20 protein-coding genes and 1 riboswitch are annotated in these 15,953 nt (G+C 70.7%); of the genes, 9 read left to right on the plus strand and 11 right to left on the minus strand.

What is annotated here, in order from left to right; all coding sequences use genetic code 11:
- Nucleotides 1-7: 7 nt before the first annotated feature.
- Both OG870_RS07135 and OG870_RS07140 read left to right on the plus strand, forming a co-directional pair.
- Entirely contained in the window at nucleotides 8-316 is a 309-nt protein-coding gene (locus OG870_RS07135; RefSeq protein ID WP_266527522.1) for a hypothetical protein, read from the plus strand.
- 415 nt (nucleotides 317-731) lie between these two features.
- Nucleotides 732-873: riboswitch (cyclic di-AMP (ydaO/yuaA leader) on the plus strand.
- A 3-nt stretch (nucleotides 874-876) separates the two neighbouring features.
- The gene (locus tag OG870_RS07140) at nucleotides 877-1,350 is read left to right on the plus strand and encodes a C40 family peptidase (protein ID WP_266527525.1); all 474 of its coding nucleotides are present in this window, start codon (nucleotides 877-879) and stop codon (nucleotides 1,348-1,350) included.
- Nucleotides 1,351-1,575: 225 nt separating this feature from the next.
- Here the strand turns inward: OG870_RS07140 and OG870_RS07145 are convergent, their stop codons facing one another.
- Nucleotides 1,576-2,034: an ATP-binding protein gene (locus OG870_RS07145; protein WP_266586284.1), complete on the minus strand. Its 459-nt coding sequence runs from the start codon at nucleotides 2,032-2,034 to the stop codon at nucleotides 1,576-1,578.
- Nucleotides 2,035-2,247: 213 nt separating this feature from the next.
- Between OG870_RS07145 and OG870_RS07150 the strand changes: the two genes are divergently transcribed.
- Both OG870_RS07150 and OG870_RS07155 read left to right on the plus strand, forming a co-directional pair.
- Nucleotides 2,248-3,108: a helix-turn-helix domain-containing protein gene (locus OG870_RS07150; protein ID WP_266527531.1), complete on the plus strand. Its 861-nt coding sequence runs from the start codon at nucleotides 2,248-2,250 to the stop codon at nucleotides 3,106-3,108.
- A gap of 9 nt (nucleotides 3,109-3,117) precedes the next feature.
- Nucleotides 3,118-3,345 carry a DUF397 domain-containing protein gene (locus OG870_RS07155; RefSeq protein WP_266527534.1) on the plus strand — a complete coding sequence of 76 codons (228 nt, stop codon included), beginning with the start codon at nucleotides 3,118-3,120 and terminating at the stop codon, nucleotides 3,343-3,345.
- 61 nt (nucleotides 3,346-3,406) lie between these two features.
- On the opposite strand, the gene OG870_RS07160 is transcribed toward OG870_RS07155, so the two are convergent.
- Complete coding sequence (locus tag OG870_RS07160) at nucleotides 3,407-4,534, minus strand: 8-amino-7-oxononanoate synthase (protein ID WP_266923331.1); 1,128 nt, start codon at nucleotides 4,532-4,534, stop codon at nucleotides 3,407-3,409.
- A 147-nt stretch (nucleotides 4,535-4,681) separates the two neighbouring features.
- Here OG870_RS07160 and bioB point away from each other — a divergent pair, with 147 nt between their 5' ends.
- The 3 genes from bioB to bioD are packed head-to-tail and all read left to right on the plus strand — an operon-like array spanning nucleotide 4,682 to nucleotide 7,864.
- Nucleotides 4,682-5,872, plus strand: a complete 1,191-nt coding sequence (gene bioB / locus OG870_RS07165; protein ID WP_266527539.1) for a biotin synthase BioB — start codon at nucleotides 4,682-4,684, stop codon at nucleotides 5,870-5,872.
- Nucleotides 5,865-7,145, plus strand: a complete 1,281-nt coding sequence (locus OG870_RS07170) for an adenosylmethionine--8-amino-7-oxononanoate transaminase (protein ID WP_266923333.1) — start codon at nucleotides 5,865-5,867, stop codon at nucleotides 7,143-7,145. The genes bioB and OG870_RS07170 overlap by 8 nt, the downstream gene beginning before the upstream one ends.
- Before the next feature lie 2 nt (nucleotides 7,146-7,147).
- Nucleotides 7,148-7,864, plus strand: a complete 717-nt coding sequence (gene bioD / locus OG870_RS07175; RefSeq protein ID WP_266588530.1) for a dethiobiotin synthase — start codon at nucleotides 7,148-7,150, stop codon at nucleotides 7,862-7,864.
- 62 nt (nucleotides 7,865-7,926) lie between these two features.
- On the opposite strand, the gene OG870_RS07180 is transcribed toward bioD, so the two are convergent.
- From OG870_RS07180 to OG870_RS07210, 7 genes are all read right to left on the minus strand, one after another.
- Nucleotides 7,927-8,454 carry a hypothetical protein gene (locus tag OG870_RS07180; protein WP_327690767.1) on the minus strand — a complete coding sequence of 176 codons (528 nt, stop codon included), beginning with the start codon at nucleotides 8,452-8,454 and terminating at the stop codon, nucleotides 7,927-7,929.
- A 131-nt stretch (nucleotides 8,455-8,585) separates the two neighbouring features.
- Complete coding sequence (pqqE, locus tag OG870_RS07185; RefSeq protein WP_327690768.1) at nucleotides 8,586-9,686, minus strand: pyrroloquinoline quinone biosynthesis protein PqqE; 1,101 nt, start codon at nucleotides 9,684-9,686, stop codon at nucleotides 8,586-8,588.
- Complete coding sequence (pqqD, locus tag OG870_RS07190) at nucleotides 9,683-9,952, minus strand: pyrroloquinoline quinone biosynthesis peptide chaperone PqqD (RefSeq protein ID WP_266841565.1); 270 nt, start codon at nucleotides 9,950-9,952, stop codon at nucleotides 9,683-9,685. Before pqqD ends, pqqE begins: the two co-directional genes overlap by 4 nt.
- Nucleotides 9,949-10,611, minus strand: a complete 663-nt coding sequence (gene pqqC / locus OG870_RS07195; protein WP_405626718.1) for a pyrroloquinoline-quinone synthase PqqC — start codon at nucleotides 10,609-10,611, stop codon at nucleotides 9,949-9,951. Before pqqC ends, pqqD begins: the two co-directional genes overlap by 4 nt.
- A 104-nt stretch (nucleotides 10,612-10,715) precedes the next feature.
- Nucleotides 10,716-11,615 (minus strand): pyrroloquinoline quinone biosynthesis protein PqqB, encoded by a 900-nt coding sequence (gene pqqB, locus OG870_RS07200; RefSeq protein ID WP_266841563.1) that lies wholly within the window; start codon nucleotides 11,613-11,615, stop codon nucleotides 10,716-10,718.
- Nucleotides 11,616-11,623: 8 nt separating this feature from the next.
- On the minus strand, nucleotides 11,624-11,764 hold the full coding sequence (pqqA, locus tag OG870_RS07205; RefSeq protein ID WP_266527557.1) for a pyrroloquinoline quinone precursor peptide PqqA: 141 nt from the start codon (nucleotides 11,762-11,764) through the stop codon (nucleotides 11,624-11,626).
- Between the two features lie 40 nt (nucleotides 11,765-11,804).
- Nucleotides 11,805-12,965, minus strand: coding sequence for a PQQ-dependent sugar dehydrogenase (locus OG870_RS07210; protein WP_266841560.1), 1,161 nt, complete (start codon nucleotides 12,963-12,965; stop codon nucleotides 11,805-11,807).
- A 563-nt stretch (nucleotides 12,966-13,528) separates the two neighbouring features.
- On the opposite strand from OG870_RS07210, the gene OG870_RS07215 reads away from it, so the two are divergent.
- Nucleotides 13,529-14,251, plus strand: coding sequence for a class I SAM-dependent methyltransferase (locus OG870_RS07215; protein WP_266527559.1), 723 nt, complete (start codon nucleotides 13,529-13,531; stop codon nucleotides 14,249-14,251).
- Between the two features lie 14 nt (nucleotides 14,252-14,265).
- On the opposite strand, the gene OG870_RS07220 is transcribed toward OG870_RS07215, so the two are convergent.
- Together OG870_RS07220 and OG870_RS07225 are read right to left on the minus strand one after the other, a co-directional pair.
- On the minus strand, nucleotides 14,266-14,640 hold the full coding sequence (locus OG870_RS07220; RefSeq protein ID WP_266527561.1) for a fic family toxin-antitoxin system, toxin component: 375 nt from the start codon (nucleotides 14,638-14,640) through the stop codon (nucleotides 14,266-14,268).
- A gap of 4 nt (nucleotides 14,641-14,644) precedes the next feature.
- The gene (locus OG870_RS07225) at nucleotides 14,645-14,887 is read right to left on the minus strand and encodes a toxin-antitoxin system HicB family antitoxin (protein WP_266527563.1); all 243 of its coding nucleotides are present in this window, start codon (nucleotides 14,885-14,887) and stop codon (nucleotides 14,645-14,647) included.
- A gap of 199 nt (nucleotides 14,888-15,086) precedes the next feature.
- On the opposite strand from OG870_RS07225, the gene OG870_RS07230 reads away from it, so the two are divergent.
- Nucleotides 15,087-15,950 carry an ABC transporter ATP-binding protein gene (locus OG870_RS07230; protein WP_266586269.1) on the plus strand — a complete coding sequence of 288 codons (864 nt, stop codon included), beginning with the start codon at nucleotides 15,087-15,089 and terminating at the stop codon, nucleotides 15,948-15,950.
- Nucleotides 15,951-15,953: the final 3 nt, after the last annotated feature.

The raw sequence follows: 15,953 nt of genomic DNA on the forward strand, positions 1-15,953 counted from the left end.
GCGCCCGGTGCTCCCGCCCGAACTTCCTCCGCTGCCCGCTCTCACGCGCGCCGAGGGAGAGCTGATCGACCGTTACCTCGACGTGGTCGACCTGCTCGGCCGTATCAATCCGGCGCACGAAGGGGACACGTATCGCGGACTGCGTGCCGCGCAGGCTCTGGTGAGCCAGGCGGCGGCGCTGCGCGACGCGCTGGCGCTGATGCACCGTCGGGGCGAGAACGAGTTGCACGCCCCGACTCTGGGACGCGCCCTCAGGGTGCTGGACGGCGAGCGGCGCACGGCCAGGGTCACCCTGCCGCCCCACACCCCCAGTTGAAGCGGGTTCGACCGGTCCGGACACCTCGCCGCGGCGCGAGGTGTCCGGACCGACGTTCAAACGGACCAAACGGCGTACCGCCTTTTGGTGGACGCGAGGCTCCCTTTTCGGGGCCGTCGGAGTTGCGCAACGCGCGTGGCCCGAGGGCGGAATGATGCGTTCCGCCGCTGGTCCGGGGCTCGTCGGGGGCCTCAACATCCGTTCGAACACAGGGGTGTCCACCCGAACGGGTGAGTGGTGAGTAACAACACAAAGTCACGGTTCCATTGGGTTTTTCTGACTTCTGTAGGTGAAGATCCCTGTCTGACGACAAGACCCCGCCACAGCGGCGGGGCGATCCGGGCGGACGCCGAGTCCTGCCGCCGCACGGATGACCGGTCGACAGGAGTGGATCGGCAGGAGTGGAGGACCCAGGCAAGACGGGTCGCCGGAACGGCCGTCTCCGTAGGGAGACGCCGGGTCGAGCAGCCCTTGGGGTGAAGCCGCGTCAGCGGCCGGGCAACTTCGCCAGCCCGAATCCGACAGGTCATCCTTCACAGGCGGCTGACGAAGGGTTGCGCATGTCTGCGCTCAATCGTGTCCCGTCGCTGATGGCCCGGGCCGGCACGGCCTCGGCGCTCACCATCGCCGCCGTGGGCGGCTCCATCGTGGTCCCGGGTGTCGCTTCCGACGCCGCGGCCGCCACGCCCGCGACGAAGGCACTTCAGATCGCGGCCTCCAAGAAGGGTTCCCCGTACAAGTGGGGCGCCTCGGGGCCGCGCAGGTTCGACTGCTCAGGGCTCACGCTGTACTCGTTCAAGAAGGCGGGCAAGAAGCTCCCCCGGACGGCTGCCCAGCAGTACAACAAGTCCCACCACATCTCCTCGAAGAGCCGCAAGGCCGGAGACCTCGTGTTCTTCCACTCGGGCTCCAGCGTCTACCACGTGGGCATCTACGCAGGGAAGGGGAAGATCTGGCACGCCCCGAAGACCGGGGACGTCGTGAAACTGCAGAAGATCTGGACCAACAGCGTTTGGTACGGCCGGATCAGCTGACTCTCCCGCGGGGGCGACGCCGACCTGACAGGCCGTCGCCCCCGCGGGGCCTTCCACGGGCTCGGCACACAGCCGAGGGGGAAACCCCCGCCGCCCTGCCGCCGGAGCCCTCACCGCGCCCTGACGGCCCCTCTGGACGGGGCCGGGGCACCACGGGCCGTGTCGCCACGCTCTCGCTTCCGCTCTCGCTTTTCGCCCCTCGCGGCCGCGCCGTGCACCTCGGCGCTAGGGCTCCTGCTGTCCCGCTGCCCGCACCGGCTCGGCCGGGACGGTCCACGGAAGTTCGATGGACACCGTCTTGCCGCCCTCCCGGGTGGGACGCACCCGGAGCCTGCCACCGCACTCGGCCGCCAGCCAGCGGACGATCACCATGCCCCGGCCGTTGTCCTGCTGGACGGCGGCGGGCAGCCGTTTCGGGAGACGGGGATGACTGTCGGTGACGCCGATGCGGAGCTGTTCGTCATGGTGGAGCTCGACGTCCACCGTGAAGGTGGGTGACAGCCCGAAGGTGTGCTGTACGGCGTTGGTGGCGAGTTCGGAGACGATGAGCCGGATGGTCTCGGAGGTTTCCGTGCCCGCCGGCAATCCCCATTCCGCCAGCGTGTCGACCACGTAGCCGCGGGCCGCGGCAACCGAGGCGGGATCGCTCGGCAGAGTGACGGATGCTTCCAGATGGTCTGCCATGGCGCGGTCGTCCCTTTCCCACGGGACCGGAGTCCGACACGGAGCGGATGGTTCGAGTACGGTCCCGGACTGGTGCTTCGTCGCCAGAGTGCCATTACCGCAGACGTCACGGGTGGCGATCCACCAAGATATGCATATATCTGTCGCTCAAAGCGGTGAACTCTGCGACGGGAGACCGTATTGGGGTGGCCCGGAGGGAGTAAGGAGTAACGCATGCAGCACGGTCCCGCGGTGCGCCGCCGGAAGCTGGGTGCCGAACTGCGTGCGTTACGCACGAGTGCGGGGCTCACAAGTGGTGAGGCGGCCCGGCTCGTGGGCTGGCACCAGTCGAAGGTGAGCCGGATCGAGACCGGCGCCAGCGGGGTGAAACCGGCCGATGTGCGGTTACTCCTGGACGCCTACACCGTGTCGGACGCCCAACTCCGTGAGTTGCTGATGGTGTTGGCGGGCTCCGACGAGGGAGGCGGCCGGCACCACTGGTGGCACGCCTATCGGGGGGTACTGCCCCCGACCTACCGCGATTTCATCAGCCTGGAGTCCCAGGCGAGCGCAATGAGCACGCTGGAGACGTCCGTCGTACCCGGCCTGTTGCAGACGCCCGAGTACGCACGTGAGGTGACCCGTGCGGCGGTGGGCGGGCTGGACGACGAGCGGCTGGACGCCCTGGTCGAGGTGCGCCTGGCCAGGCAGGACGTGTTGCGCGCGGACCGGCCGTTGGAGCTGAGCGCGGTGCTGGACGAGGCTGTGCTGCGGCGCGAGATCGGCGGCCCCGACGTCATGGCGAGACAGCTGCGACAGCTCATCGAGGCGGCGCGTCTGCCTCAAGTGCGGCTTCAGGTACTGCCGTTCGCTGCCGGTGCCCATGTCGGCGTCACCGGGCCTTTCGTAATCTTCTCATTTTCGAGCACTTCTGATCTGGACGTGGTTGTTCTCGACCACTTGACGAGTAGCCTCTACCTCGAGCGGAAAGAAGACCTCCGGGCCTATACCGAGGCCTTCACCGCCCTTCAGTCCCACGCCCTTTCGCCCGAGGACTCGTTGGATCACATCGCCGCAATAAGTGACGGCGCGTAAGGAGGCACCATGTCCGTACTGCCTCGGAACGTACCTTCCAGTACCGATCTGCACGACGTGCGGTGGCTGCGCAGCAGTTACAGCACGGGTGCGAACAACTGCGTGGAGACGGCACTGCCGCACTCCGGCCCCTGGGCCGGGCTCCTCGCCGTGCGCGACTCCAAGGACCCGGCCGGGCCCGCCCTGCTCGTCTCCCCCGGGAGCTGGACGGAGTTCACGGCCGCGTTCAAGGGCTGATCAGTTCCGATCAGGCCTGATCAGTTCCGCATCGTGCGGCACACGGCCGTGTCACGCCGACTCATGGTCGCGTCTCGCCGATCACATCTACAGCGCGTTCGATCTGTGCCTCGGAGAGGTCCGCGCGAGCGGTCAACCTGAGCCGTGAGATGCCGTCGGGCACGGAAGGAGGACGGAAGCAGCCCACGGCAAGGCCTGCCGTACGGCAGTCGGCGGCCCATTGCAGGGCCTCCTCCGGGGACGGCGCGCGCACGGAGACGACCGCGGCGTCCGGGCGTACCGCCTCGTGACCCGCGGCGGTCAGGCGGGCGTGCAGCTCGGCCGCCACCGTGCGTGCCCGCGCCGCCCGCTCCGGCTCACGACGCAGCAGTCTGAGGGCCGCCAGGGCCGCCCCGGCGGCCGCCGGGGCGAGGCCCGTGTCGAAGATGAACGTCCGGGCCGCGTTGACCAGGTGGTCGATGACCCGGGCGGGGCCGAGGACGACACCGCCCTGGCTGCCGAACGACTTGGACAGCGTGGCCGTCACGACGACGTCGTCGGCGCCCGCGAGGCCGGCCGCGTGCGGGGCGCCCCGGCCGCCGTCGCCGAGGACGCCGAGCCCGTGCGCGTCGTCGACCAGCAGTCCCGCGCCGCGCTCCCGGCACGCCTCGGCGAAGGCGGCCAGCGGTGCGGCGTCCCCGTCCACCGAGAAGACCGTGTCCGAGACGACGACCGCCGTGCCCTCGTGCGTCCTGAGCGCCTTGCGCACGGCGTCCGGGTCGGAGTGCGGCACGACCTGAGTGGCGCCCCGGGCCAGCCGGCAGCCGTCGATCAGTGAGGCGTGGTTGCCCGCGTCGGAGACGATCAGCGAGCCGTGCGGGGCCAGGGCCGTGACAGCGGCGAGGTTGGCCGCGTACCCCGAGGAGAAGACCAGGGCCGCCTCGAAACCGCAGAATTCGGCCAGCTCGCGCTCCAGCTCGATGTGGAGTTCCGTCGTACCCGTCACGAGCCGGGACCCGGTCGAGCCGCCGCCCCAGGTCCGCGCGGCCGCCGCGGCGCCCTCGGCGACGGCGGGATGGTGGGCCAGCCCCAGGTAGTCGTTGCTCGCGAGGTCCAGCAGCGGGGAGCCGGCCGGGCGCGGCCGCAGGGTTCGTACGAGTCCGGCGCGACGGCGCAGCTCCGCCTGTTCGTCGATCCAGCCGAACGCCATGGCTCCTCCGGGGCTTTTGTAGGCAGTGGACAGACACTAGCCGGACGGGTCGCACCCCATGGTGTGGCAATACACACACGTCGAAGTGCCTCTGTTGTTCAATCTCTCCTTGGCCGGGAGCGCTTCCGTAAGACAGGATCGGCTCTCATGGACCTGCTGAACACGCTGGTGGACAAGGGGCTTCGGCGCGAGCTGCCGACCCGCGAGGAGGCTCTGGCCGTCCTCGCCACTTCCGACGACGACGTGCTCGATGTGGTGGCCGCGGCCGGAAAGGTACGCCGGCACTGGTTCGGCCGACGGGTGAAACTCAACTACCTCGTCAACCTGAAGTCGGGGCTGTGTCCCGAGGACTGCTCGTACTGCTCCCAGCGGCTCGGCGCCGACACCGGCATCCTGAAGTACACCTGGCTCAAGCCCGACCAGGCCTCCGAGGCGGCCGCCGCCGGCCTGGCCGGCGGCGCCAAGCGGGTCTGTCTGGTGGCGTCCGGGCGTGGCCCGACCGACCGTGACGTGGACCGGGTGGCGGGCACCATCAAGGCGATCAAGGAGCAGAACGAGGGCGTCGAGGTGTGCGCCTGCCTCGGTCTGCTCTCCGACGGCCAGGCCGAGCGGCTGCGTGAGGCGGGTGCGGACGCCTACAACCACAACCTGAACACGTCCGAGTCGACGTACGGGGACATCACGACCACGCACACGTACGCCGATCGGGTGGACACGGTGCAGAAGGCGCACGCGGCCGGGCTGTCGGCCTGCTCCGGTCTGATCGCCGGCATGGGCGAGAGCGACGAGGACCTGGTGGACGTGGTCTTCTCGCTGCGCGAGCTGGACCCCGACTCGGTTCCGGTCAACTTCCTGATCCCGGTCGAGGGCACCCCGCTGGCCAAGGAGTGGAACCTCAGCCCGCAGCGCTGCCTGAGGATCCTGGCGATGGTGCGGTTCGTCTGCCCGGACATCGAGGTGCGCATCGCCGGCGGCCGCGAGGTGCATCTGCGCACCATGCAGCCGCTCGCCCTGAACCTGGCCAACTCGATCTTCCTCGGCGACTACCTGACCACCGAGGGCCAGACCGGCAAGGCCGACCTGGACATGATCGCGGACGCCGGGTTCGAGGTGGAGGGCACCGACCAGGTGACCCTGCCGGAGCACCGGGCGAGCGCGCGGGGCGGCTGTGGCTCGCACGAGAGCGCGGGCTGCGGTTCCCACGAGGGTGCGGGGTGCGGTTCCCACGGGGACGAGGACGGTGGCGTCTGCGGTACGGCGGCCTCGGCCGAGCCGCGCACCGACCTGGTCGCCGTCCGCCGCCGCGGTGCCGGAACGGACCTCGCGCCCAATGCCTGACCTGCCCGTCTCCGAGCTGCTCGAGCTGGACCGGCGGCACGTCTGGCATCCGTACGGCCCCATGCCCGGCCGTGTCGAACCGCTCGTCGTCGAGGCGGCGAGCGGGGTCCGGCTGACGATGGCGGACGGCTCGGGCGAGCTGGTGGACGGGATGTCGTCCTGGTGGTCGGCGATCCACGGCTACAACCACCCGGTACTGAACGAAGCGGCGCGCGAGCAGCTGGGCCGGATGAGCCATGTGATGTTCGGCGGACTCACCCACGAGCCCGCCGTACGCCTGGCGAAGCTCCTTGTCGACATGTCGCCCGACGGTCTGGAGCATGTCTTTCTCGCCGACTCCGGTTCGGTGTCGGTCGAGGTCGCCGTCAAGATGTGCCTGCAGTACTGGCGTTCGCTGGGCCGGGGTACGAAGCAACGCCTCCTGACCTGGCGGGGCGGCTACCACGGCGACACCTGGCAGCCCATGTCGGTGTGCGACCCCGAGGGCGGGATGCACGAGCTGTGGACCGGCGTACTGCCGCGCCAGGTGTTCGTGGACCCGCCCCCGGTCGAGTACGAGGAGTCGTACGCCGAGCAGTTGCGCTCGGCGATCGAGCGGCACGCCGACGAACTGGCCGCCGTGATCGTCGAGCCGGTGGTGCAGGGCGCGGGCGGGATGCGGTTCCACTCCCCCGCGTATCTGCGGGTGCTGCGCGAGGCGTGCGACGCGCACGACGTGCTGCTGGTGTTCGACGAGATCGCGACCGGGTTCGGCCGTACGGGCGCCCTGTTCGCGGCCGGGCACGCGGCCGTGACGCCTGATGTCATGTGCGTGGGCAAGGCCCTGACCGGCGGTTACCTGACGATGGCGGCGACGCTGTGCACGGCTCGCGTGGCCGACGGCATCTCGCGCGGCGAGGTCCCGGTCCTCGCCCATGGCCCGACCTTCATGGGCAATCCCCTGGCGGCGTCCGTCGCCTGTGCGTCGATCGAGTTGCTGCTCGGCCAGGACTGGCTCGGCGAGGTCAAGCGGATCGAGGCGGGCCTGCGGGACGGGCTGGCGCCCGCGCACGCGATCCCCGGCGTGCGGGACGTGCGCGTCCTCGGCGCCATCGGGGTCGTACAGCTGGACCATGACGTCGACATGAAGGCCGCCACGGACGCGGCCGTGCGCGAGGGCGTGTGGCTGCGGCCGTTCCGCGACCTGATCTACACGATGCCGCCGTACGTCACCGGTGACGCGGACGTGGCACGGATCGCGCGCGCGGTGTGCGCGGCGGCACGGGAGGGATGAGCATGTCGATCCTGGTGATCACCGGCACGGGCACGGAGGTCGGCAAGACGGTCACGACCGCCGCGGTCGCCGCCGCAGCGCTCGCCGCCGGACGGTCGGTGGCCGTACTCAAGGCGGCCCAGACGGGCGTACGACCGGACGAGCCCGGGGACGCCGCCGAGGTCGCGCGGCTCGCGGGTGCCGTCACGGCGACCGAGATCGCCCGCTATCCCGAGCCCTTGGCACCGGGCACTGCCGCACGGCGGGCCGGAATGACTCCGGTGCGTCCGCACGACGTCGCCGAGGCCGCCGCCAAGCTGGCCACCGAGCACGATCTGGTGCTGGTGGAGGGGGCGGGTGGGCTGCTCGTCCGGTTCGATCCGGCGGGCGGGACCCTGGCGGACGCGGCGGAGCTGCTGCGGGCGCCGGTGCTGGTCGTGGCGTCGGCGGGACTGGGCACGCTGAACACGACGGAGCTGACGGCACGCGAACTGCGCTTGCGAAGGCTCGACTTGGCCGGAATCGTGATCGGCAGCTGGCCCGACTCCCCCGATCTGGCCTCGCGTTGCAACGTCGCGGACCTGCCGGAGGTGTCCGGCGCCCCGCTGCTCGGCGCGCTGCCCGCCGGAGCGGGAGCGCTGGCACCCGCCGACTTCCGTGCGGCGGCACCGAGTTGGCTGGCGCCGCGACTGGACGGGATGTGGGACGCGGAGGCTTTCCGCGTGCGGGAGGCGCCTTAGGGCATGGGCGCGGGCGCCTTATGCCATGGGCTCAGGGGGCCATGGGGCATGGGCTCGGGGGCTCACGCCTTCGGCAGCGCCCGCATGGCCGCCTTGGCGAGGCGGTCGGCCGCATCGCAGGACTTCTTGTCGTCGAACCCGTCGGGGCCCAGGAACCAGACCCTCAGGGCCGGGTCGGCCTTCCCGGACTCGCCGGCCGGATCCGTCGCGCCCGTCGTGTCGATGGATATCTGGCAGCCCTGGAACTGTATGAGCCGCCGCGCGCGAAGGCCTCCGACCGTTGTCTGCTCCGCGTCCTCCATCACGTAGTAACTGCCCATCTGGAGCTTGCCGTCGGCGGCCCCGTCGACCGGCGCCGTCCAGTCGCAGTCGTCGCTCGCGCCTGCCGGGGAATCGCTCTCCAGCTTCTTCACGCCCAGGAGCTTGGCCATGGTGTCCTCGGGCAGGAGCGTGCACAGATTGGTGCCCTTGAGCTGTCGCGCGCCGATGGGGCCCGAGTCGTCGCTGGACGAGCCGGAGCCGTCGCACGACACGACCGCCGAGAGGCACAGCAGCGTCGGCAGGGCGAGGACAACGGGACGAAGGTGCACAGCAACCCCCTGAACAGGCGTGTTTTTCACGCCAGTTGATCAATGGACCCCGGCTTGCAGATCATAGGGCGAGATGCCGGAAACCACTCGAAATTTCGATGGTCGGGCAGGGCAGGGCAGAGCAGGCCGGGTCAGCGGACGCCGAGCGGGCCCGGCGTCCGCCGTGTGATCGCCGCTCCTTCGTCCGCGGTGTCGTCGGCCAGTGCCCGGACCAGTCCGTGGTCGGGGGACAGTCGGCAGACGGGGTCGGTGCGGGCGGCGTCGCCCGTGAACGCGTGCGCCTGGCAGCGGCAGCCGCCGAAGTCCTCGTCGCGGCGGGAACAGCCGCGGCAGGGTTCGGCCATCCAGTCCGTGCCGCGGTAGCGGCCGAACGCCGGGGAGTGGTCCCAGATCCAGGCCAGGGGATGGTCGCGGATGTTCGGCGGGTCGAGGCCCGGCAGTGAGGCCGCGGCCGGGCAGGGCAGGACGGTGCCGTCCGGGGTGACGGTGAGCGAGACCGCGCCCCACCCGCCCATGCACGGCTTGGCCACACCGTCGAAGTAGTCGGGGACGACCCAGACCAGGTCGGGGCCGTCCGGCGTGAGGCGCTCCCGCCACCGGTCGACGGCGTCCCGGGCCCGGGCCAACTGGTCGCGGGTGGGCAGGAGCGCGGTGCGGTTGAGCAGACCCCAGCCGTAGAACTGCGTGTTGGCGAGTTCGATGCGGTCCACGCCCCAGGACAGGCCCAGCTCGATGAGGGCGTCGACCGCGTCGAGGTTCTCGCGGTGCAGGACGACGTTGAGGCCCAGCGGGAGACCTGCGGCCCGTACGAGCGTGGCGGCTTCTTCCTTCTCGGCGAAGGACCGGCGTCCCGCGATCCGGTCGGAGGCGTGCGGGTCGGAGTGCTGGACGGACAGCTGGACGCTGCGCAGCCCGGCGGAGACGAGCGCGGACAGCCGGGCCCCGTCCAGGCCCACGCCGCTGGTGACCAGCTGCGTGTAGATCCCGGCGGTCTCGGCCGCGGTGACGATCTGCTCCAGATCGCGGCGCAACAGCGGCTCGCCGCCCGAGAGATGGGTGTGGACCACGCCGAGCCCGCCCGCCTGGCGCATCAGGTCCGTCCACTGTGCCGTGGTCAGCTCGCGTGAACGGCGCGTGAGTTCCAGCGGGTTGGAGCAGTAGCCGCAGTGGAGCGGGCAGGCATGAGTGAGTTCGGCCAGCAGGGCCCAGGGGCGGGCGGGCGCGGTGGTCATCGCAGCCAGCCCTCCTCGCGCAGCCGTCCGAGGAAGTCAGGGATGTCGGTCGCCACGGAGGAGCCGGGGAAGCGTTCGGCCAGTTCGTCGACGATGTCGCGCACGCTGCGGGTGCCGTCGCACAGGGCGACGACCGTACCGGCGCTGCCCTTCAGGACGACGACACGCTCGGGAAGGAGCAGCAGGTCGGTGCCGCGGGCATGGTCGTGCCGCAGGACGATGCCGGGCGCCGGCACGGGTCGCCAGTCGGTCGTCGCCGCCGTCACCCGTGCTCCCTGCGACCCGCCTGGTCCACGGCGTCGAGCAGCGACCACAGCACGTCGCACTTGTGGCGCAGTGCGGCCACGGCACGCTCCTGGTCGTCCCGGGTACGGGCCCAGCCGAGCACGAGGCCGAGTGCCTCGCCGCTGTCGCGCCGGCCTTGGGCGACACGGGTGCGGAAGTAGGTGAGGCCGTGGGGTTCGATCCACGGGTAGTGGCGTTCGAAGGCCTCGATGCGGGTGCGCATCAGGTCCGGGGCCGACAGTTCGGTCAGCGACGCGGCGACGGCTTCGAGGACCGGGCGCAGCCGGCAGAAGTTGACGTATCCGTCGACCGCGAGCCGTACGCCCGGCAGCACGATGTCGGCGCGCAGCAGCGTCTCCCGGTCCAGGCCGGCCGCCTCGCCCAGCCGCAGCCACCGCTCGATGCCGCCCTCGCCCTCCTGCTGCCCGTCGTGGTCCTGGATGCGGCGCAGCCACATGCGGCGCAGCGCGGGGGTGGCCAGCTTGGCGGTGATCAGGGCGTCCTTGACGGGGATGTGGCGCTGGTAGTGGAAGCGGTTGGCGATCCAGCGGCGGAGTTCGTCCCGGCTCAGATCGCCGCTGTGCATACGGAGGTTGAAGGGGTGGGAGTCGTGGTAGCGCTCCTCGCCCACCGCGCGCAGTCGCGCCTCGAACTCCGCGGGGCTCCAGGGCTCCGCGAGCGGGGCGGGTGCCGTACCGGCGGGGCCGGTACCGGTGCCGTATTCGCGATGCACGGCTGCCGTGTTCAAAGCTCGATCTCCATCCCGTCGGACGCCACCTCGATGCCCAGCCGTGCGAGCCGCTTGTGCTCGGGCGCCGCCGGGTCGACGAGGGGGTTGGTGTTGTTGAGGTGCGTGTAGAGGCACCGGGCGGAGAGACGCGCGAGGCGCTCGGCCGTTCCGTCCGGTCCTTCGATGGGCAGGTGGCCCATGCCGGTGGCGGTGCGGTCGGAGATGCCCGTGCGGCAGGGCTCGTCGTCGTCCCAGAAGGTGCCGTCCACGATGACGCAGTCGGCCTCGGCGGCGGCCTGCTGGAAGTGGTCCGGCCAGGCGGCCAGGGCGGGAGCGTAGAGCGCGGTCGTGCCGGAGGCGGGGTCGTACAGGCGCAGCGCCACCACCCATGCCTCGTCGTCCGGGGCGTCGGCGGCGTACCGCGGGCGCTTGCCCGACACCGGGATGCCGCTGATCTGCACGCCCTGCGTACCGCGCTCCAGCGGCGCCGCGCCGCGCCGCGGCAGTGGTCGCCAGGTCACGGAGGTGTACGGCGCCAGCACGTCGTCGAGGCACAGTCGCTCCAGGAGCGCCTGCCGGACCGGGGCGGTGGCGATCACCTGGAGGCTGTCGGCCTCGCGGAGCCGTGCGATGCCGAGGGTGTGGTCGAGTTCGGCGTCGGTGAGGACGAGTCCGGCGACCGGTGTCTGCCGGGGGCCGGGTCCCGGGTGGAGTTCGGTCCGGGCTTCGATCTGGTCGCCGATGTCGGGTGTCGCGTTGACGATGTACCAGCGGCCCTCGTCGGTCCGTACGGCGAGGGAGGCGTGGCGGCGGCGCCGGCGCGGATGTGCGCGCGCCCCGGAACATCCGGGGCACGCGCAGTTCCACTGCGGGATGCCGCCGCCTGCGGCGGTGCCGAGTACCAGCAGCAGCATGGCGCCGGCTAGCGGGAGCTGAGGGAGTAGGCGGTGACTTCGAGCGCGGTGTCGACGACCTCGTAGTCGGGCGTCTGCCAGGTGGCCCGGTCGGTCTCCTTCGAGGGGATCTGCTCGACCGGCTTGAGCTGCTGTGTGGCTTCGTTCATGCGTGGCACGTCCTTTCAGTGGGGGGATCTCCGGGCGGGGTCATCTGATGGACACGCGGAGGATCTTGTCCTTGCCGTATCCGGCGTCGCTGGTGCCGAGCCACAGTTCGTCCGAGCCGGGCACCTTCGCGATGCCGCGCAGGCGGCCGAACTGGCCGGCGTAGAAGTCGACCGGCTTGCCGACGCGCTCACTGTTCCCGTCGATCGGGATGCGCCACAGCCGCTTGCCGCGGAGGCAGGAGACGTAGAGGACGTTGTGCACGACGGCGATCTGCGCGGGCACTCCCCCCGACCCGGGGGCGAAGACGACGCTCGGGTCGGTCAGGCCCTTGCGGCCGCAGGAACCCTCGCAGGTGGGCCAGCCGTAGTTGCCGCCCGGCTTGATGAGGTTGACCTCGTCCCACGTCTGGTCGCCGATCTCCGCCTCCCACAGGTGGCCGTTGCTGTCGAAGGCCAGGCCCTCCGGATTGCGGTGCCCGTAGCTGTAGACGCGGTTGCCGAACGGGTTGCCCGGGGCCGCGGCGCCGGTCCTGGTGATCCGGAGGATCTTTCCGTTGAGCGACTTCTTGTCCTGCGCGAGCTTCGGCTGATAGGCCTCGCCGGTCGAGACGTAGAGGTATCCGTCGGGGCCGAAGACGATCTGTCCGCCGTTGTGGTTCCCGATCCTCTTGATACCCGTGATCAGTGTCTTGTAATGGCTGAGCGACTTGCCGTCGTAGTCCATGCGGACGATGCGGGTCTCAGTTCTCGTGGTGTGCACGAAGAACACCTGCTTGTCCGTCTTGCCGTTCCAGGTCGGTGACGGAGCGACACCCAGCAGACCGCCGGGGCCGTCGTCATAGGGCTCGGGGACGGTGTACGGCACCTCGCCGACCCTCTTCTTGGTGCCGTCGCGGTCGAGGCGGAAGACCTGGGAGTCGAGTCGCTGGGTCACCAGTGCCGAGCGTCCGTCCGGCATGAAGGTGATGTCCCAAGGCGTCTGCCATCCCGTGGAGACGGTGGTGACGTCGGCCGGTGCGCCGCTGTCGGTGGCGTCGGTGGCGTCAGCGGTGTCCATGACGGCGATCTCGGCCGAGGTGGGCGCCGCCGCGGCCGCGGGCGCCGGCTGCGAAAGACCGGCCGCGAGCAGTGCGGCCGAAACGGCGAGCGAGGCGAGGACGAACCGGGCGGGACGCCGCACCCAGCGGCGTGGATCTGTCATGCGACACCCTTCGTCGTGCCTTGAGTGAGCCGTCGTGGTGCGGCGTGTCCACATGGCCGCGAAAAGCAGGGTATTTCCCGGATGTCGCCATGCTCTGCATTGAAATCATGACGATGGGCGCCCGATCTGCCATTCGGATGAGCCATGGGGGTGAGGCGCGGACGCGGACGGATGCGGGGTGGCCGGTCTGCGCCGCTCAATCGCGCGGCCCCTTCGAGCAAGTGGCCTACAGTGCAAGGGACTTGACGATGGACTTGACGATGAGCAGGCCCGGCGGGGGCGCCTTCCACGAGGCCGCGTGTCCGGCCACGGAAGGAGCGCGATGCGTCCCGTCCGCCCAACTCGCCGTGTTCTTCTGACCGGTGGCCTCGCAGCCGTCGCCGCCGCCGTCGCATCACCGGTCGCCGCCGCCGCTCCCACGCGGAGACCGTCCGTCGCACCGGCGGCCGGTTCCATCCCCCTCCGCCGGACAGCCGCAACCGGGCGTGACGCCGCAGGAGGGGGTGCGAGGGGCCCGTACGGGGGACAATCGCGGTAAGGAACATCCTGTCAGGGAGGTCCTCATGCCGCTGTCGTCACCCGGTGCCACCAAGGTGGCGCGGGATCCCGTGCACCACCCGCTGTTCGCCCGGTTCTACGCCCGGGTCAGCGTGGGGGCCGAGACCCGGATGGGCATGGGCGCCGTCCGCGACCGGCTCCTGACCGGGCTGTCCGGGCGGGTCATCGAGATCGGCGCGGGCAACGGCCTGAACTTCGCGCACTATCCGGGCACCGTCTCGGAAGTCGTCGCACTCGAACCCGAGCGCCGGCTGCGGCAGTTGGCCGTCGAGGCCGCGCTGCGCTCCCAGGTGCCCGTGGATGTCGTGCCGGCGGCCGCGGAGGCACTGCCCGTCAAGAGCGAGGCCTTCGACGCGGCGGTGGTCTCGCTGGTGCTGTGCAGTGTGCGGGACGTGCCGCGGGCGCTGGCCGAGCTACGGCGTGTGCTGCGACCCGGTGGAGTCGTACGGTTCTTCGAGCACGGCCGGGGTGGCGGGCCGGCGATGACCTTCACCCAGCGCGCCCTGGACCGCACACTGTGGCCGCCGCTCAACGGCGGCTGCCATCTGGCCCGCGACCCGATCGCCGCGCTGCGGGACGCCGGATTCGAACTCGGCCCCTACCGGCGGGTGCTGATGCCGGAGACGGGGCCGAAGCTGCCCACCTCGTACTGCGTGCTCGGCACGGCGTGGCGGCCGCAGGTCAGGGATGCCGAGGGCGATGCCGGGGACCCGGCCGCGAAGAAGTGATCACGGCCGGCTGATCACACCGTCCATTGCCGCAGCTCCGCCGCGATGTCGTACACCGAGGCCTCGCCGCTCTTGACCAGACGGGCCAGTTCGCGGACCTGCACGGGCGAGGTGGTGACCTTGAGGCCGCTGGCGACCAGGTAGGCGTACGCGACGGCGGAGGCGAACAGCGCGTTCGAGCGCTCCAGCGCCGGGACGTGCAGGAGGAGCTGGAGCAGCGAGGCCGCACGCGCGTGCGGGCTGTCGTAGACGGGGACGTCGAATATCTCCGCCTCGTGGCGTGCGACCGCGGCGACCAGGGCACCCCAGTCGGTGACCTGGGGGTCCCCTGGCGTGTTCTGTTCGGCGAGCATGAGGAGCCAGGCGAGGTCGATTCTGAGATGACTCAAGGGATCAGTGACGACCTTCGTCGCGCCCGGCCTCGCGGTCCGTCTCGAACTCCTCCGCGAAGACGGCCTCGTACTGCTTCATGAAGTCGGCGGCGGCCTCGACGAACGTGTGGCCCACCTCGCCGGTGTCCTGTCTGACCAGCTCTTCTATATAGCGATTGACGCTCACGCCGCGGGCCAGCGCACGCTCGCGGGCGGCGCGGGCGGTGCCTTCGTCCACTCGTACGTTCAACTGGGTCTTCGCCATACCTAGAAGCTAGCACCAAGGCGCTAGCACCGACAAGAGGCCCCCGACGGGTGGAGAGTGCCCCTTACACCGGCATCAGGGGCACGACCTGGGGTGGAGACCCGCCCGCACTCACGGAGGATTTCGACTGTGGGCCGGATCACACTACGCTCGGCCGGGACGAAGGAGTCCGTACGTCCACGTGAGCGAGGAGGCAGCCTTGTCCACACCTGCTGCGGAGCAGGCCCGGGGCCATGCGTCGGCCGACGGGATCGCGGCCCGCGCCCGCGGTCTGACCAAGGCGTACGGCTCGGGCGAGACAACCGTGCTGGCCCTCGACTCGGTGGACGTCGACATCGCGCGCGGCCGCTTCACCGCGGTCATGGGGCCCTCGGGTTCCGGGAAGTCCACGCTGATGCACTGTCTGGCGGGCCTCGACACGGTGTCGGCCGGCCAGGTGTGGCTCGGCGACACCGAGATCACCGGGCTGAAGGACCGCGAGCTGACGCGTCTGCGCCGGGACCGGATCGGCTTCATGTTCCAGTCGTTCAACCTCATTCCGACGCTGAACGCGGCCGAGAACATCACCCTGCCCATGGACATCGCGGGCAAGAAGCCCGACGAGAAGTGGCTGGACCAGGTCATCGACACGCTGGGGCTGCGCGACCGGCTGAAGCACCGGCCCGCCGAGTTGTCGGGCGGTCAGCAGCAACGCGTGGCCTGCGCGCGGGCGCTGGCCTCCCGGCCCGAGCTGATCTTCGCCGACGAGCCGACCGGCAACCTCGACTCGCGGGCCGGCCTGGAGGTTCTCGGCTTCCTGCGGGATGCCGTCGACCAGCTGGGCCAGACCGTCGTGATGGTCACTCACGACCCCGGCGCCGCCGCCCACTCCGACCTGGTGGTCTTCCTCGGGGACGGGCGCATCGTCGACGAGATGGAGCAGCCGTCGGCGGAGGCGGTGCTGGAGCGGATGAAGCGGTTCGACGTGATCCGCAGCAAGTTCGAGGGCGACGGCGCCCCCTCCGACGGCGTGACCGGTACCGACGTGCCCCTCGACACCCTCGACACCTTCGACAAGGACTGAACC

This window comes from Streptomyces sp. NBC_00461 (assembly GCF_036013935.1).
Lineage (GTDB): Bacteria > Actinomycetota > Actinomycetes > Streptomycetales > Streptomycetaceae > Streptomyces.